This window comes from Pedobacter arcticus A12, assembly GCF_000302595.1.
Taxonomy (GTDB): Bacteria; Bacteroidota; Bacteroidia; order Sphingobacteriales; family Sphingobacteriaceae; genus Pseudopedobacter; species Pseudopedobacter arcticus.
This window is the reverse complement of sequence record NZ_JH947125.1, coordinates 1,074,605-1,091,020: the sequence shown is the minus strand read 5'-3', so window position 1 is coordinate 1,091,020 and position 16,416 is coordinate 1,074,605. Positions and strand designations below refer to the sequence as shown.

At 36.5% G+C, this 16,416-nt stretch carries 17 protein-coding genes; all 17 read right to left on the bottom strand.

Annotation, left to right across the window (positions count from 1 at the left end; translation table 11 throughout):
* Positions 1-5: 5 nt before the first annotated feature.
* Positions 6-1,445 carry an Asp-tRNA(Asn)/Glu-tRNA(Gln) amidotransferase subunit GatA gene (gene gatA, locus B176_RS0106190; RefSeq protein ID WP_017257918.1) on the bottom strand — a complete coding sequence of 480 codons (1,440 nt, stop codon included), beginning with the start codon at positions 1,443-1,445 and terminating at the stop codon, positions 6-8.
* 84 nt (positions 1,446-1,529) lie between these two features.
* Positions 1,530-1,706 (bottom strand): Sec-independent protein translocase subunit TatA/TatB, encoded by a 177-nt coding sequence (locus tag B176_RS0106185; protein WP_017257917.1) that lies wholly within the window; start codon positions 1,704-1,706, stop codon positions 1,530-1,532.
* 12 nt (positions 1,707-1,718) lie between these two features.
* Positions 1,719-2,024, bottom strand: a complete 306-nt coding sequence (locus B176_RS21535; RefSeq protein WP_017257916.1) for a Sec-independent protein translocase subunit TatA/TatB — start codon at positions 2,022-2,024, stop codon at positions 1,719-1,721.
* Between the two features lie 151 nt (positions 2,025-2,175).
* The gene (locus tag B176_RS19095; protein ID WP_154647896.1) at positions 2,176-2,325 is read right to left on the bottom strand and encodes a lmo0937 family membrane protein; all 150 of its coding nucleotides are present in this window, start codon (positions 2,323-2,325) and stop codon (positions 2,176-2,178) included.
* A gap of 156 nt (positions 2,326-2,481) precedes the next feature.
* Complete coding sequence (gene ffh / locus B176_RS0106170; protein WP_017257914.1) at positions 2,482-3,831, bottom strand: signal recognition particle protein; 1,350 nt, start codon at positions 3,829-3,831, stop codon at positions 2,482-2,484.
* A 528-nt stretch (positions 3,832-4,359) separates the two neighbouring features.
* Complete coding sequence (locus tag B176_RS0106165) at positions 4,360-4,812, bottom strand: helix-turn-helix domain-containing protein (RefSeq protein WP_017257913.1); 453 nt, start codon at positions 4,810-4,812, stop codon at positions 4,360-4,362.
* 354 nt (positions 4,813-5,166) lie between these two features.
* Complete coding sequence (locus tag B176_RS0106160) at positions 5,167-5,598, bottom strand: DUF6705 family protein (protein ID WP_017257912.1); 432 nt, start codon at positions 5,596-5,598, stop codon at positions 5,167-5,169.
* 63 nt (positions 5,599-5,661) lie between these two features.
* Entirely contained in the window at positions 5,662-6,696 is a 1,035-nt protein-coding gene (locus B176_RS0106155; protein ID WP_154647895.1) for a hypothetical protein, read from the bottom strand.
* 56 nt (positions 6,697-6,752) lie between these two features.
* Complete coding sequence (locus tag B176_RS0106150) at positions 6,753-7,229, bottom strand: hypothetical protein (RefSeq protein WP_017257910.1); 477 nt, start codon at positions 7,227-7,229, stop codon at positions 6,753-6,755.
* 50 nt (positions 7,230-7,279) lie between these two features.
* On the bottom strand, positions 7,280-7,864 hold the full coding sequence (locus B176_RS0106145) for a hypothetical protein (RefSeq protein WP_017257909.1): 585 nt from the start codon (positions 7,862-7,864) through the stop codon (positions 7,280-7,282).
* A gap of 168 nt (positions 7,865-8,032) precedes the next feature.
* Positions 8,033-8,563, bottom strand: a complete 531-nt coding sequence (locus B176_RS0106140; RefSeq protein WP_017257908.1) for a hypothetical protein — start codon at positions 8,561-8,563, stop codon at positions 8,033-8,035.
* A gap of 14 nt (positions 8,564-8,577) precedes the next feature.
* Complete coding sequence (locus tag B176_RS0106135) at positions 8,578-9,132, bottom strand: hypothetical protein (protein WP_017257907.1); 555 nt, start codon at positions 9,130-9,132, stop codon at positions 8,578-8,580.
* A 13-nt stretch (positions 9,133-9,145) separates the two neighbouring features.
* The gene (locus B176_RS21175) at positions 9,146-9,937 is read right to left on the bottom strand and encodes a hypothetical protein (protein ID WP_017257906.1); all 792 of its coding nucleotides are present in this window, start codon (positions 9,935-9,937) and stop codon (positions 9,146-9,148) included.
* 5 nt (positions 9,938-9,942) lie between these two features.
* A complete protein-coding gene (locus B176_RS20175; RefSeq protein WP_161603012.1) occupies positions 9,943-11,406 on the bottom strand; it encodes a T9SS type A sorting domain-containing protein in 1,464 nt (487 codons plus the stop codon).
* A gap of 52 nt (positions 11,407-11,458) precedes the next feature.
* Positions 11,459-12,736, bottom strand: a complete 1,278-nt coding sequence (locus B176_RS0106120) for a hypothetical protein (protein WP_017257904.1) — start codon at positions 12,734-12,736, stop codon at positions 11,459-11,461.
* A 56-nt stretch (positions 12,737-12,792) separates the two neighbouring features.
* On the bottom strand, positions 12,793-14,358 hold the full coding sequence (locus B176_RS0106115) for a hypothetical protein (protein ID WP_017257903.1): 1,566 nt from the start codon (positions 14,356-14,358) through the stop codon (positions 12,793-12,795).
* The gene (locus B176_RS0106110; RefSeq protein WP_154647893.1) at positions 14,352-16,037 is read right to left on the bottom strand and encodes an O-antigen ligase family protein; all 1,686 of its coding nucleotides are present in this window, start codon (positions 16,035-16,037) and stop codon (positions 14,352-14,354) included. Before B176_RS0106110 ends, B176_RS0106115 begins: the two co-directional genes overlap by 7 nt.
* Positions 16,038-16,416: the final 379 nt, after the last annotated feature.

Here is a 16,416-nt window from a genome sequence, read left to right as displayed (position 1 = left end):
GCTGGCTAAAGCTTATGGATACATTTAGAAAAAGCCAATAAATTTTCTTCTTTGAATCGTCTTCCGATAATTTGGATTCCTAAAGGTAAACCTTGCTTATTCTCGCCTGATGGTAAAGAAATAGCCGGTAAGCCTGCCAAGGAAGCACCTACTGTAAAAATATCTGCTAAGTACATCACCATTGGATCGGTAATTTCCTCGCCGATAGGGAAAGCTGGTGTAGGGGTTGTAGGCGTAATGATAAAGTTATAATCCTCTAAAATGTGGTCCATTTTTTCTTTGATCAACCTTCTGGCTTTTTGTGCTTTAGAATAATAAGCATCGTAGTAACCGGCACTTAACACAAATGTACCCAACATAATCCTACGCTTCACTTCATCGCCAAAACCTTCAGACCTGGACTTTTTATAAGTACTTATTAAGTCTTTCGATTCGGGACTTCTATAACCATAATGTACGCCGTCATATCTGGCCAAATTTGACGAAGCTTCTGCGGTTGTTAAGATATAATAAGTAGCAACCACATACTCCAAATATTCGAAAGAAACAGGTTCAACGGTATGGCCCTGTTCTTTTAACTTCTCAATCTGAGCTAAAACATTTGCTTTTATTTCTGGGTCTAAACCCTCTGCATGCAAAGTTTCTTCTATATACGCTATTTTCTTTTTTGGAACTTCACCAGCAATTAATTGCGAGTAATTAGGCACAGGAACATCAGACGAAGTTGCATCATGCGAATCTTTACCGGCAATAACCTCTAAAATTAAAGCAATATCTTCCACAGATTTTGCAATAGGTCCAACTTGGTCAAATGAAGATGCATACGCAACTACACCGTATCTGGAAACCCTAGAATAAGTTGGTTTTAAACCAAAAACACCACAAAATGCTGCCGGCTGACGAATAGAGCCACCAGTATCAGACGCCAAAGATGCAAAACATAAACCTGCTTGTACAGCCACTGCCGAACCGCCAGAAGAACCACCAGAAACCCTAGTTTCGTCTACGTAATTTTTTACAGGGCCATAATAACTGGTCTCATTGGAAGCACCCATCGCAAATTCATCGCAATTTAAACGGCCGATGATGATTGCATCTTCCTTTAGAATACGCTCAACTACCGTTGCAGAATAAACCGCTTCGTAACCTTCTAAAATTTTAGAGGATGCGGTCATTTGGTGCCCTTTAAAAGAAATGTTGTCTTTTAAGCCGATAATCATCCCGGCCATTTTTCCACCGGTACCATTATCAATCTTTGCCTGAATTTCTTCGGCTCTTGCTAACGCTTCTGCTTCAAACGTTTCTAGAAAAGCATTAAGATGCTGATGCGCTTTAATTCTTCCGATATAATAGTTAACCAGGTCTTTTACGGAAATTAAACCCGCTTTAAGATCTTGTTGAAGTTGCGAAAAATTAGAATAGGATTTGATTTTTTCTGTTATCATTTTATAAAAGAAAACCTTGAACTTTCGAAATTACAAATTTCGACCGTTCAAGGTTAATAGATTCCTAAATAAATTTAGGAAATTTTAATTTTGTTGTTGATTTTCTTCTGGTTTCTCTGGTTTATCAATGCCACTTTGAGCATCTTTAAATTCCTTTACACCTTTTCCCATTCCTCTCATCAATTCTGGAATCTTTTTTCCACCAAATAAAAGCAATAAAGCCAATACAATTAAGATAATTTCTGGAGCACCTAAACCCATCGTTTTGTTTATTTAATTTGTGTTAAAATCTTTGTTTTCTTCTATTGTTTCTGCTGGCTTTTCCTCCACTTTGTTTTCGTTCAAACGCTCCAACTCTTCTTCGCGTTTTAACTCTTCAGTAGCAGTAAGCTCATTTATATTGCGGTGTATTTCTCTTTTTACACCATCAGAAGCATCTTTAAATTCTCTAATTCCTTTCCCCAAACCTCTTGCCAACTCCGGAAGTTTTTCTCCTCCGAACAATAATAGCACTGCAAACATGATCAATACGACCTCTTGAGTACCTAAGTTCAGAAATAATAAATTACCGATTTGCATGATAATGTGTTTGTTAAAGAGAACGCAAATATAAAAAATTTATTTTGGTATGTTAATACTTCAATAAAAGCATTTACGAAGATCTTTGACTATTGGATTTTAAACAATCGATATATTTTAATCTGCCCAAAAAACATTTAATAAACCAGGCTTAAGCCGAACCCCTTATAACCGCTAGCAATACTGCAACAACAGCTATCACTAACAAAATGTGTATCAACGAACCTACAGAATATACGAAAAAACCGAATATCCAACCGATGATTAAAACAACTGCAATAATGTAAAGAATGCCTCCCATGATATTTTGATTTAGTTTTACAATAGACTTTCGTCTGATTTTAACCAAATATTTACAAAGTCTGTGCCTTTTTCAGTTGCCGATATGCTTTTATATAAAAAAAGGATTTTCTGACTAAGTCAAAAAATCCTTTCAAATCTTATTCTATAGCAATTTCTATCTCGGCATACCACCGTTTGGCATTCCCTTCATCATTTTTTGCATTTTTGCCATGGCTGATGGATCGGAAAACTGCTTCATCATTTTGCGCATATCCTCAAACTGTTTCATCAATTTATTGACTTCCGCAATATCGTTTCCGCTACCTTTTGCAATTCTTCCTCTACGGCTCTGGTTAATTGTTTCTGGGTTTTCACGCTCAAAAGGCGTCATAGATTGGATAATGGATTCAATTCCTTTGAAAGCATCGTCATCGATATCTACGTTTTTCATCATTTTACCAACACCTGGAATCATGCCCATTAGATCTTTAATGTTACCCATTTTTTTGATCTGTTGGATTTGCCCGATGAAATCGTTGAAATCGAATTTATTCTTACGGATTTTCTTTTGTAAAGCCGCCGCTTCTTTCTCATCAAACTGTAGCTGTGCTCTTTCAACCAAAGAAATCACATCACCCATTCCCAAAATACGGGAAGCCATTCTGTCTGGATAAAACACATCCAGCGCATCCATTTTTTCGCCGGTACCTACAAATTTAATAGGTTTGTTAACTACCGATTTAATAGATAAAGCCGCACCTCCACGGGTATCACCGTCTAATTTGGTTAATACAACTCCCGTAAAATCTAATCGATCGTTAAATGCTTTTGCAGTATTTACGGCATCTTGCCCGGTCATGGCATCTACCACAAACAAAATTTCCTGAGGCTGTGTTGCTTTTTTAACTTCAGCAATCTCTGTCATCAGCGCCTCGTCTAAACTTAAACGACCGGCGGTATCAATAATAATTACGTTATTACCGTTCTTTTTACCGTGTGCAATACCTTCTAAAGCAATAGCTACTGGATCGGTAGATTCTCGGTTGGTATAAACTTCGGAGCCAACCTGTCCAGCTAAAACCTCTAATTGGTCAATAGCCGCTGGGCGGTAAACATCACCAGCTACCAATAATGGCTTTTTTCCTTTTTGTGATTTTAAATATAAAGCCAGTTTACCGGTAAAAGTAGTTTTACCCGCTCCGTTTAAACCGGCTATCAATATAACCGTTGGATTTGTTTTGATATTTAGCTCATCAACGCTGCCACCCATTAATTCGGTAAGCTCGTCGTTCATGATTTTGGTCAACAATTGACCTGGAGAAATGGCGGTCAATACGTTTTGACCCAGTGCTTTCTGTTTTACCTCATCGGTAAAAGTTTTTGCTGTTTTATAGTTAACATCGGCATCTAAAAGAGCTTTACGTATCTCTTTCATGGTTTCGGCCACGTTAATTTCGGTAATGCTACCTTGTCCTTTTAATACTTTAAATGCTCCTTCGAGCTTATCCTGAAGATTATCAAACATGTTTTAAAATCCTGTTATTTGCCATTTAATTTGGGCTTGCAATTTATCAAATTTATGGGAGATTTTTTAGACGAGTTTTTAATCAAGTTTTCCGGTTTTTTTATCGGTGCTCTTAGTTGAGTGGCCAATTGCGTTCACACACAGGCTTACTTGCCCTCATGCCGGGCAGTGGCATTTACTTTTTTTCCGCAAAAAAGTAAAAAAAACTCTCGGGCTACGCCGCTTGCTACAATGGCAGTACTTTTATTTCTTCATCACTACCGCAATCGCCAAGGGCGAAAATTATCGGTTACGCCATCTAGCGCAAGTCTTAGCGTGATTGCCTGTGAAAGCGCCTGACTTGCGCTTTTAATTTAATCAAAAGCACAAGTCTCCCACCTCTGTTTGCCAAAGCTCGGAATTACAAGGCCCATAACTTAAAGGAGCAACTCCTGATGTTGCGTTATTTTTATTTATTGAGTTTTAAAACTCTTTTCCATTATAACGATCGGGAGCAACGCGTACGCTGAACAACCGGGACATGGTGGGTTAGACATTTACTATACTTCTTAACAGCGTGACTTCCTCTTTCAATGTTTTCATCTCACTTTTTATCCTCCCTACTTTCAGTTCCAAACTTTTTACCATTTCATCACTTTTACCAACATGAAGGGATTGCAGGGTGATAATTGTATTCTTATCCACTAATTGCTGTTTAAAATTTTCTGAAGTTTGTTTAAAATCAGTAAGAATAGCTTGAATTCTCTTAAGGCATTCTTCATTCTCAGAAACCTTAGGGGAATCATCGGTCTCAAAAAAATAAGTCGGCGAAATTTTAAAAAATTCTGCTAAAACAAGAAGCTGTTTCGTGTTTAGAGGGCTTGAGTTTTTCTCTATGCTCGATATTTTACCTTGGCTAACTTCCAAAAGATGGGCGATTGTAGTTTGCTTAATATTTCCTTTTTGCCTCAATTGGCGTAATTTGTCTCCAGGATTAACCATAGGTTTAGTTGAAATAATGGATGATAAAATTTTTTGAAAATAATTTATTGCATACTAAATAATATAAATTCACGTATAAGAATGTTGATATTTAATTGAAGTTTAAAATATACTATTCAAGTTTAATAATTATTTATTAGAAAAGCGTGTTCGAGCACATTTTTTTTTGAAATATTTCTAAATTAGTAAGACGAATAAAAAAATTAGGCGGTTATATAATTTATCTGCTTTTGGTAGAATTACTCATTTAGTTTAAATTGGCTATCTGATTTTTATAATTCATAAAACACAAGTCTCCCACAGCTCTTTACAAAAACTCGGAAGACTTGCGCTAGATAGAATAAATTACCAAGTTTATTTAACTTTTTTTAGAATTAATTTTGTGGGTACAGAAAAGGATTGGTCAAAGTCTCCGATCATACCTTCCGGATTACGGAGGTACCATTCAACCTCCTCTGTACTATTGGGCAGTAATTTCAGGAAGCCTTCACCTCTTTTTTCTTTTATGCGATCTTTAAGAAAAAACAAGTCTTTTTTATTAAAAAACAGCGTTGTAGCATTAGAAATCGTGGTGTCTTTCTCATTAATAAAACAAGATTCTTTATTCTCGTTTTTGGAATAACAATAATTTCCATACAACTCTGTTAAGTAAGCTCCTTGTGCTGTTTTTCTGACCTGTTTTTTTAAGTTGATTTTAAATGTCTGAATGCTATCTGCATATATCCATTCTCCTTCATATTTTTTTAATTCCGCAGGTTCAAAATATTGCTCAGCTTGCTTATTCATTTATTAACCTTACATCCAATAATATTTATAAGAACAAAAATTATAACCGCTATTTTTTTCATATTAATTACATTTATTAGGTTTAACTTCATCATTTACGTTTTTTATAGGATTCCATTTATCAAAATTCGAGTTTCCTTTAAAAGTTTTCATCCCCGAACCTTCAAGCATTTTTAAAAATGCTAATTCACTTGCTGCTTTGAAATCCATAGCTGAAGCATTCATATAGTTTGCAACATTATCAAGATAAGTGGTAGTTAGCGCATCCATATTTGCATTTGTGGTAAAGTGTACATCATAAAAAGAATTGAAATTAGCAATATCATCAATTTTTAGAATATATTGTGTTCCATAGTCTGTTACCACACCAATTGTAAAAGTGCTTAAATCTGTTATTTTTCCAGCATTATTTAAAGTATATATTGATAAAATATCACCGATTGAGAATACAGGGATTGTTCCACTCCCATAATGAGTATGTATATAGCCGTCAATCGTCCCTGCAATTGAGCTTATTGGTATCGATATTTGAGTTTGCCCAGCCACTCCACCTAGGGATGTATAATCTGCCGATGAACTGCCACCATTTTTGAATAAATATCCTACTTCATAGTCTAGACCTGTCTTTCCTTTCAAGTCATCCATCTTGTCCTTGAAACTCTCATTCTTGCCAAGTGAATTAGCTTGATTGCAGGGATCTGGAGTCGTTTCTGGTGGTGGATTATCATTTATCCAATCTAAAAAATCATCAAATATTTCATTTGCATTTTCATCAGTAATGGGCTCTGGTGGTTGATAATCTGGAAATGGTTCTATTATAGCAGTTACTATCACCTCATCTAGGGTACTCGAGTTCGGGTAATATAAATCTCCTCCACTAAGGTCAAAAACAAATTCACCATTACTATTATAATGTGACCCAACAATATCCAAATCGTACAGATCTGATAATGAACCATATAGTCCATCATAGTTATCCCAGCCCTCTCCGTAGCTATCTGCTAAAGCAGTTTGGGGACCTGCCAACCCAATCGTTCCTTTCTTTAACACCGGAATCAAGTTAAAGAAAAGGATGCCTATTAATATCAGTTTTTTCATCTTTTCTAGTTTTTTAATTAGTACCGTGGTTTCTTGTTTTTGAGCATACTGCAACTTTAGAATATAAGTGCCAGATGAAAATTATTGTTAAAACTATAGGTTTGTGTCCCTTTGTTAAAACTCAAATTATTTTTTTTGTAAGTTATTCTGCCTTGCATATCGGTTACGCTAATGCTTACCGCTTTTTCTAAATAAAAATTGACATTAATTTGGGTATCAAAAGAGTTGGGGTAAACCAATAATTTAAAAGACTCAACTTTTAGCGAAGTATTAACTTTTGATTCTTTTTTGGTGGCTACTATACTTGCAATTGCTGGTTCTTCTTCAACTTCACTCAATGAAACGTATAATTTTTTCTCTGGCTCTTGTCTTGTATCGTTCCATATCTCAATATTCCCAGTAATAAAGATATGCCCACCATTTTTATTGAGCTGTAAAGTAGCTTCCTTAAATTCAAATTCTATATTGTCGCCATGGGTGTAATGATCTCTTTGGATTTGCAATCCACCCAAGCCTATTTTGTAGTTCGACATGCCCTGCGGAACATGTCGAACAGCTGGTTAAAGACTAAAGATCTTAAAAATCAATAATTGGGTGCAACCATCCCTATCTCTTTTATTTTAAACTGTCGAAAGTAGTTATTCGCCTGATTATTCCAGTATCCATGTGTGGTTCTGATAATTGAAGTGACATCGTCTTCTGGCAGAGGTATTTGCCAAATTACATATAGAACTAAAGGATTTTTTCTTTCCTTAATTTTCTTTTCTTCAATATCTCGATTATAAAATTTAAGACTTAAACCTGGACTAATATTTATATCTCTTGCATTCACCCCTGTTTTAAATTCTTTGACGGGCAACTCTAAGTCCTGTAATAATACATTTAAACCTTTTCCTTGATAAAACTCTTTATGACTTGTAAAATTAGTCGTTAGATATTTTAATGTGTCGCCATTGAAATGGGATAGAGGGATATACTTTGGGTTATTTGAAATTTCTTTTTCTATCTGTTTATCTTTTATTATCGTGTTATTTGTCCCTGTTTTTTTACTTACACAAGAAGTTACGAATAAATATATTAATCCTATTATTAAAAGCTGTTTCATATTTTCATTAATTACAATCCCCGCTAGTGCGAGCTTATAGCTCGCTCCTTTTATATTTCTCATTTCTAAAACACGGCCGGTACGGGCTCTTAGCTTCAACTTATCAATTGTTATAATAACTTATTTATTGGTAACGAACTATAAGCTCGCACCAGCTTGGGGTTTGGAAACTCAATTCCATTAAACAATCCGGAGTGACGCTTGCGCTGAACACTCCGGACTGGTGGGGAATCAGTGCTGCAGTTTTAAATACCTTCTTTTTAATAATAGAAAATAAACCATAGATAATCCTGCGAAAAACAATGATGAAATAATTAGCAAGTTGAGACTTGTTTTTTTTTGTATTTCTCCTAAATAAGGTATAACTTCTTGCTTATTTTTTACAAGCTTTTCCACATACAATCTTGTTTTAAAAATAACAGGGTTCGTGAATATGGTTACCGAATCCATTGGTTTTATTCTGGATAAAATTAACCGTTCATAGGGCGAACCTGATTTGGTACTTCTTATAAAAACTAGATTAGGCTTATTATTAATTCCAATAATTACTGAATGCCCTTTACCATATTTCAACTCCATTTTTTTAGAAGTCGCATCAACAGTATTTACGAAGACTATTCTGCCGGCATGCGATATCAAATCTTTTTCTGTCAAAGAATAATTAAAAGCTGAGAGTATTGCAAACACCAGGAAGTAAAATATCGGCATTAATAATAAAGAGTACCAATGGAAAAAAAGTATTAATTTATGGTTTCTTTTCATAAGAAAAAATTACGTTATTTTTTATTACTATTAATTATTTGATGACTATTGTTTTCGATAATCCAAGCTTGTATTTTCTTTCTTCTCAAAATATCAACACTTGACAAAGGTTTTTTAGCCTGTTTTAATACCATTATTCGACTTTCCATATCCATATTTAATAAATCAGGATACTTACTAGCCAACAATCCTAAAGTTAATGTTTTCAAAACATCAAGTTTTATGAATTCTTTTGGATTTTCTACACCCCGACTTCGATAATAAATTTCCTTTTCACTTGCGGTCGGAGAAATAGTTTGGCCAAAACCCTTGTTTTTTGGAATTCGCGATGGATTTATTTTCATTAAAGATTCCAATTGTATGTTTGAAATCTCATTGTAAAGCATAAAAACCGAATCCTTTTCTAATCTTTTAATTAACTCTTCCCTCTTATTTATTTTTTGTTTTTCGGAGAGTCGTTTATAGTCTTGTATATGAAGTGAGTGAACAGTTTTTTTAGCACATGAGTAGGATAATAGTGTCACAACACACATCGTTATAAAATAAACTTTTTTCATTTTATCTTTCATGAAATTATTTTCCTTAATTAGGATATTGAGAATAACAGAACTCTATCGAGGCTTGAAAACTAGCATACTTCGCCCAAAATGACTGCGCAAATAGAACTTCCTCGTCTTGTGTACATCCCTGTGCTGAAGCTAATGCACCCGACAAATCTACAACAAAACTCTCAACACCTGTCCAATCAATATCTGCAAGAGACCCACCTCCTGTTTGCCTTGCGGTTAAAATGGCCTCTGTAAGTGATGGTACAAGTGTTAATAGGTCTAAAAATGGTAAACCTAAGGCATTAGCATAACAATCTAATTCACGTGAATCTCTTAAAGTATTTAAATTTTCTAAATCTTTTACCCATCTGTCTGTCTGTGTGTTTAAACAATTGGTTAAGTATTGTTCGGGTTCAGGCTCGGGCTCGGGTTCAGGTTCAGGTTCAGGTTCAGGCTCGGGTTCAGGTTCAGGCTCGGGCTCGGGCTCGGGCTCGGGCTCATTGGTGTTCACATATTCGGTTATGCCTAAATCCTCAAATGAAAGATAGCCTCCCCCTGCCAATTCAAAAGCAGAGTTACCGTTAGCGTCAGTAAAAAAACCTGTTATTTCAAACCCTAATATATCAGACAGAAGGTCCCAACCATTGGAACCTGTTTCTTCGTCCTCATAATCAGCTAACCAGTCCCAATCGTCAACCCAATCCTCATCATCTTCCCCAAAACTGTCTGCCAAAGCAGCCTGCGGTCCGCTAAATCTTATTTCTCCCTTTTTTAACACTGGTATTAAGTTAAAGAAAAGGATAATGATAAATATTAATTTTTTCATCTTTTCTACTTTCTAATCAATACCGTGGTTTCTGTTATTTGTCCATGCTGTAACTTCAATATATAAGTGCCCGAGGCCAAACTGTTGCTAAAACTGTAGTTTTGTGCACCTTTCGCAAAGCTTAGATTGCTTTTTTTGTAAACTACCCTGCCTTGCATATCTGCTACCGTCAGGCTTACCTGCCCGGCATTTTCCATGTAAAAACTGAGGTTGATTTGGGTGTCAAATGGGTTGGGATAGGCCATCAGTTTAAAATCTTCGGCTTTTTGCAAAGTATTTGACATTATACCCTCTTTATTGGAGTTGCTGGCCAAAACTGCTGGTGCGTTCTCTTCATCAACTTCACTCAAGGAGATGTACAGTTTCTTATCGGGTTCTTGCCGGGTATTGTTCCACATTTGGATATTGCCCGTAATAAAGGTTTTCCCGTTACTTTGGTTTAGCTGTAAAGTGGCTTCTTTAAACTCGAGTTCTATTTTTTTACCTTGGCTATAATGGTCGCTCTTCTGGTATTTAATATGGTTGAAAACAATACTGCTATCCGTTATGTTAGCCGATAGATTTACACTTAGGCTGTCGTCTTCTACCCAATTACCACTGAGCTGTTTTTTATTGCCATAAAGGGTCAAGGTAATTTTGCTTTTTTGCAAAATATGTTTCCCGCTCCAATCATACTTAATGGCAAAACCGGTGTAAGTTCCTTTAAGGGCTTTGTCTTTTACGTTCTGCTTTATGTTCTTATAAGCTTTTGGAGCTTTTTGGGAAGTGTCGGCATCATTGCTTATGGTCTCAGAGGTGGCTGTAAGTTCTGCCTGCGCATTCTGCATCTCATCTTTTGCAAACTTATAGCCGGCATCTGCTGCCCGGCCTATCCAGTAACGGGCACTGTCTGTGTTTTGAGCAATGCCATAGCCATTTCTGTAACATAAACCCAACATGTACATGCTGCCTAAACTTTTATAGTTAACCGCCTGTTTAAAATTATCTACCGCAGCCGCATAGTCTTGTGCTACGCCATAACCTTTATAAAGCATGTAGCCTTGTCCGTATAAACATTGTTTTTGTTTTAAAACAGCGCCGTTTTTAAAAGCTTTATAGGTGGCGTCAAAATCTTGTGGGGTGCCATAGCCATATTTATGCATTACGGCCAAATTATACCAGCTTGGAGCATAGCCTGCTTTGCAGGCTTGTTGGTACCATTTTAAGGCTTCTGCATTGTCTATCTTACGGCCAATACCCATGGCATATATATTAGCTATGGCATTCATGGCTTTACCATCTCCCTTTGCGGCAATACCCATGTAAATTTTTAAAGCTTCATCTGGTGCGTATTGGGCGGTATTTTTCATTAGCATACGGTAAGCTTTAAACATGACCATACGGCCTGGGCTAATGGGTACACTTGTTTGTGCTTTGCTATACCCGCAGTAAAACAGCAGGATACAAAACGATAACATTATTTTTTTCATCTTCTTTTCAGTTTGAATAAATTTGAATTGAACCTTTGTTTCTATCATTCACTTACCATGTAAAGCCTTTTTTTAATGCCATTTCGGTATTGGGCTTTTTGCGGGCGGTTTTTAGCTTGGTAATCAATAAAGGTACTGCGCCTTTTAACTGTATGGCTTCGCCTTCCTGCTCTTCAGGTTTAAGGTCCTTCCTTTGCTGAGCAACCATTTTACTGGTATAGTAATTTGTTAAAACTTTTAGGGTGCTGGCACTGTCCAAACCACTGGCTAAACCCAGTTTTTGAGCATCTTGCCAATCGCTTTTGGCTTTTTCGGAGGCTTTGTCCTTGTTCTCTAAAGCTAAATACTTAAGGTATTGCTCTTTATTTAAGGTTTTAGCTATGAAAACGTCTGGACCAACAACACCCTCTTTATTGTTCTCTTTTACTGCTCCGTTTTTTCTGGTTATCGCTAAAAAATCAATAAAACTTTCTATTTGGGGTTCAGTGAGTTGGAAATACGATTTTTTGGAGATGATCTGCAATAATTTAGCGCTCTTAGGAGCCTTGTGATAAAAAGCGATAAACTTATCCAAATTTTTACTGGCCTGTTCCTCGATGGTGTTTACTACGCTGTCTTTGGCATTTTGAGGAATATCTTTTGACTTTACCGTGGATAGTTCCCGATATTTTTTAACAATTAAAGGCCGTAAAGCGTCCTTCTCTTTATTGTTGAGTTGGTATTTGGTAACATAGGTTTGCAGAACGCCCTCGGCAAATTCTTCGTAGCCATTCTTTTTATAGCCTTTATCCAAGAGGAATTTATCAATATCTTTTTTGTAACTACTGGCAATGCCACTTTTTAGCTTTTTAAACTTTTCAACATCGTTTTCAGCGTCCTTCAACATCGCTATCTGTACATCCCTCTCTAAAGCAATTGCATTTAAGGTGTCTTGATCTGTTGATTTTAGTAATATTTTTTCAGCTTCTTTTTTAGTCTTATTTTTAGCATTCACTACCGCTGTATAGTAGTTTTTCAGATCCTCGTTACTCAGCATGCTCACAAAAACCCTTTGCAAACTGTCTTTTAATGCAGTTTGCTGTTCTGGGGACTGATTGGCTATTTCTTTTAAACGGTTTCCTTTCTTCAAGAGATAATTAGCCATTGCCTCTTGCTTCTGCGTGTTTAAAGGGATTTTTTCTAAGACTTGTTTCAACTCCTTAATCACAGGAGCAGGATAATTGTTGGAGGTGCCCGGGCTAAGCGCATGGCTGGCATTCTGCTGTGCAAATACCGACCCAGCTAACAGTGCCACAGTAAGCGTGATCATCATTGTCTTTGTTTTTTTCATGGTTATTATGGTTTTTGTTTAAATAGTTTATGTGGTTTAAATTTCAAATCAGCTCTTTAAAACCAAACTCGCTCTCCTTTATCGGTGATGATGAATGGTCGTTCTTTGTGTTTCGAGTACTCTGGTATTAAAATGAGGAGGGCATTATTTGGAACATTGGTAAAAATCAATTGCCCTTCATTGGTCATTGCAGTTTGGGCGGAGCTCAATTTCCAGCCATTTTTCCAATAATAAAGACGATACTTTTTGCCGGACTTAAATAGCAGGTAATTGTCCTGTTGCTTTACAACAATGCTTCGGGGCTTGCTTAAGTCTGCATTTAGCTCTAGTTTGTTATGGTAGCCCAAAGCCACAGGGTTACCACAAACAACAGTTTTTTTGTTTTGGTAAACCATAGGTAAATAAACTACCCCTTTGGGCATTTTTTCAAAATTTGCTATGCCTGCGCTTGCTTTAGCCCACCAAGTAGCCTTAAACTGCCCATTGTTAAATACGCAGGCATAAACAATTTTACCATTTGGAATTCCAGACTGTAGCCTTACAGGTAAATCGGCCGTTTCCCAATAGTCGCTGGTTACGTCTAAATAATTTTGTGAGCGCAAAAAACCCGAAGGGATTTCTTCCAAAGCTGTGAAAGAAGCTAGTGTACCCGCTTGCTTACTATAAGTGGTGCGGATCACTTTTGAAGGCTCTCGACGTAAAGGGATTACCTGTAAGGGATTATTTGCGTTACCCATTTCAAAGGGCACCACGGTTTTGTTTGGTTTAAAAGCCACATTGAAAAAATGACTGTATGCAGAAGTTGCCCAATACGGAACATAATCTATACTGGAAGCAACGCCCATCGCCCTTAAGGAGAACACGGCTAAACCCGCCATATCTTCACATGAACCATTTTTACGGAGCAATAAATTGAGCGCACCTAACCGAGGTAGAGGCTCTTTCCGCCGCACTTGTTCATCGCCAAAGCTGTTGTAAAATAACTCTGGTCTTTTTATAGCCAGATCCGTCAATAAGCTTTCTAAGGGTTTACCCTTTTCGCCATTTAAAAAATCTTTGAACTCGTTTTGGTATCTGCCACGCCAATTTTGTAAGGGTTCAACACTGATGCGGTAAGGCAAAAGGTATTCACAGAAATCACTGAAATTCAAATTTTTAGCGTACGGACTTTTCCAAGCGATAAATGCTTTATCAATATTATCAATCAAATAATTAGCTGTGATTCTATCAATGTCGCGGTAAATGATCTGCTTTGGGTGCACACCTTTAAATTGTTTCTTCAGTTTTTCAAAAGTGGCTGTTGCCGCTTCCATATTGGGATAATCGAGTTCGTTAAACGGTACTTTTTGCTGATTGGCATCTACCCAAATGATATCGTAAGAGCTATGGATATCCATATTACTGATGAGGAAATAAGTGGCTTTCAGCTTAAGTGTTTCTCCCGTTTTTTGATAATGTGCGATTACTTTTTCCAGCTGATGTCTGTTCTTGGGCGTAAGCTTTAAAACCTTTTCAACGGCTAAAGGGTATTTTACCTGTGCTACTGCATTTGTGGAAGCGTGAAGACCAAAAAGAAACATCATCACGTATTTTATATTCAGGATAGTTAGCTTGTTTACCATTTCTGTTGCGGTTGTGAGGTTTCATTTGTCTTGGAAAAATCTGCCGATTGCCAGTTTTTAAGCGGATTTGTTAATTTCTTTTTGGTGAGATTTACCGAACGCTTGAGGCCAGTGTTTTTAAGCAAAATCGAAGCTTGATTTTTGTAGAAGAATACTTTGTTGGATTTTATTTTCGGTTTTAAATCCACAATACCCTGGGCCGTATTTATAGCTAAAGGCATATTGTGTGCTTTTAATGCAGTCTGCATAAGGTAATAACGGGGAGCAAAAACAGTTGGGGTAAGCTTGCTTTCTGTCTCAAATTCTTTAGCTGCCAACTCCAACTGACCCAGTTTTAGGTAACACTGCCCCGCCAAGCGAAAAAGCTTTGGATCTGAAGTGTGTTTTTTTGTAAGTAATATTTCCTTTAGGGTATTCTCAGAATTGTTATTGAGGTACAAAACATAGGCGAAATTACTGTGATAGCTCTCCAGGTTTCTTAGCGGTTCTTTCAAAGAATTTAACAGTACAATTGCTTTTTCAGTCTGATTGGAGCGGGCGAGTGCTTTTGCAATTGCATTTTTTCGGTTTGCACTAATAAAATTAAAGGTGAGGTAACAAATGTATATGGCTACAATTGTGGCAGAAACTTGAAAGTAATTTGCGGAGATGTTTTTTAAAGTGCAAAAGCTTTTGGTTTGTTTAACGATAAGCGCCGCATAAACAATGAACAGGAACATTACAGGTACGGCTTCTATAGTAAAATTTACCATTGCCATTATTGCAAAAGCAAGCACACCTAATTTACCGATGGCAAAAGCATCGAAAGTCGACTCTTTATCGGATGATTTAACTTCCTTTTTCTTGGAATTTAAGAGCAAAATAATGCTGCCGGCAAACAATACCAGACCAACCAAGCCTCCTTCAATGGTATTCTGGAGATAGTCATTATAAGCCATCTTTACATGTCCTGCCTGGGCAAAGCCTTCGGCTTTTGGATTTTTACTTAAATAATCTGCTTGATAAATATTGTAGTCTCGTTCAAAATTTCCGTAGCCAATTCCAAAAAAAGGAGCATTTTTTGCCATGGAAGCACTGAGCTTGTAGATCAATATGCGCCCATCTGCAGAATCTTTTTTTGCATGATAAATTTTTGAAACAACCGGGATAACCAAGCCCAAAGAGAAACTGAATAATAAAAAAATTAATCCAGTTCTTTTGTTAAGCCCAAGATGACTAAACACCTTGAATTTGAAATGAATGGCCAATAAAAAAATAGAACCGAGCCCAATGTAAGCGGTACGGCAGTTCAGTAATATTAAGCTTAAAAGCATAATACTGGATGCGAATGCAATGTAACTACGATACTTAGGGAAGCGCCACAAATAGAGTGTTAACGGACACACCATTGCTAAAAACATTGCAGTAACATTGGGATTGGTTAAGCTTCCTGTTACTTGAAAATAATCACTAGGAGATTTTAATAAGCCAATCCACTGTAAAACACATATTGATGATTGGATAAAGGCTATAATAAAAACACCTGCACTGATAAACTGAAACGATATTTTTTCGGTACGAAATAGAAATAGAAGTGACCCTAGTAGCAGGAGATTTGCAATAGCGTGATAACCGTTAAATCCAAGGCCAGCGGCAGCTAGCTGTTGTAATATGATATAGACAAACCAGATTAACAACACAAGAATTGGCAGTGATAAGCCACTATTTATCAGGTTTTTTGTTGTTACAAAAACCAGCGCCGTTATAAAAAAAATAATCGCTGCAAAAGAGAGATAGAAGAAAAATGAGGTTTGTAGGGGATAATAAAAATAATCGCTGACTAACAAGCTGCCCACAAGGGCAAGTAGTACAATGCAGCTAAGAATTGGTTTCAAATCACAGGTTTAGGGATTCGAAATTATGAGCATTTTAGAATTGAGATTACTCTTTCAAAAATATCTTATTCGTATAGTGTTTAAATTATCCTTAGGAGAGATATTTTATTTCATAAATCCGTTCCAACGGTAAATTGGCCACCCTTGTTTATTGTTCTGAAAGATCACTTAAATGTTTTATTGA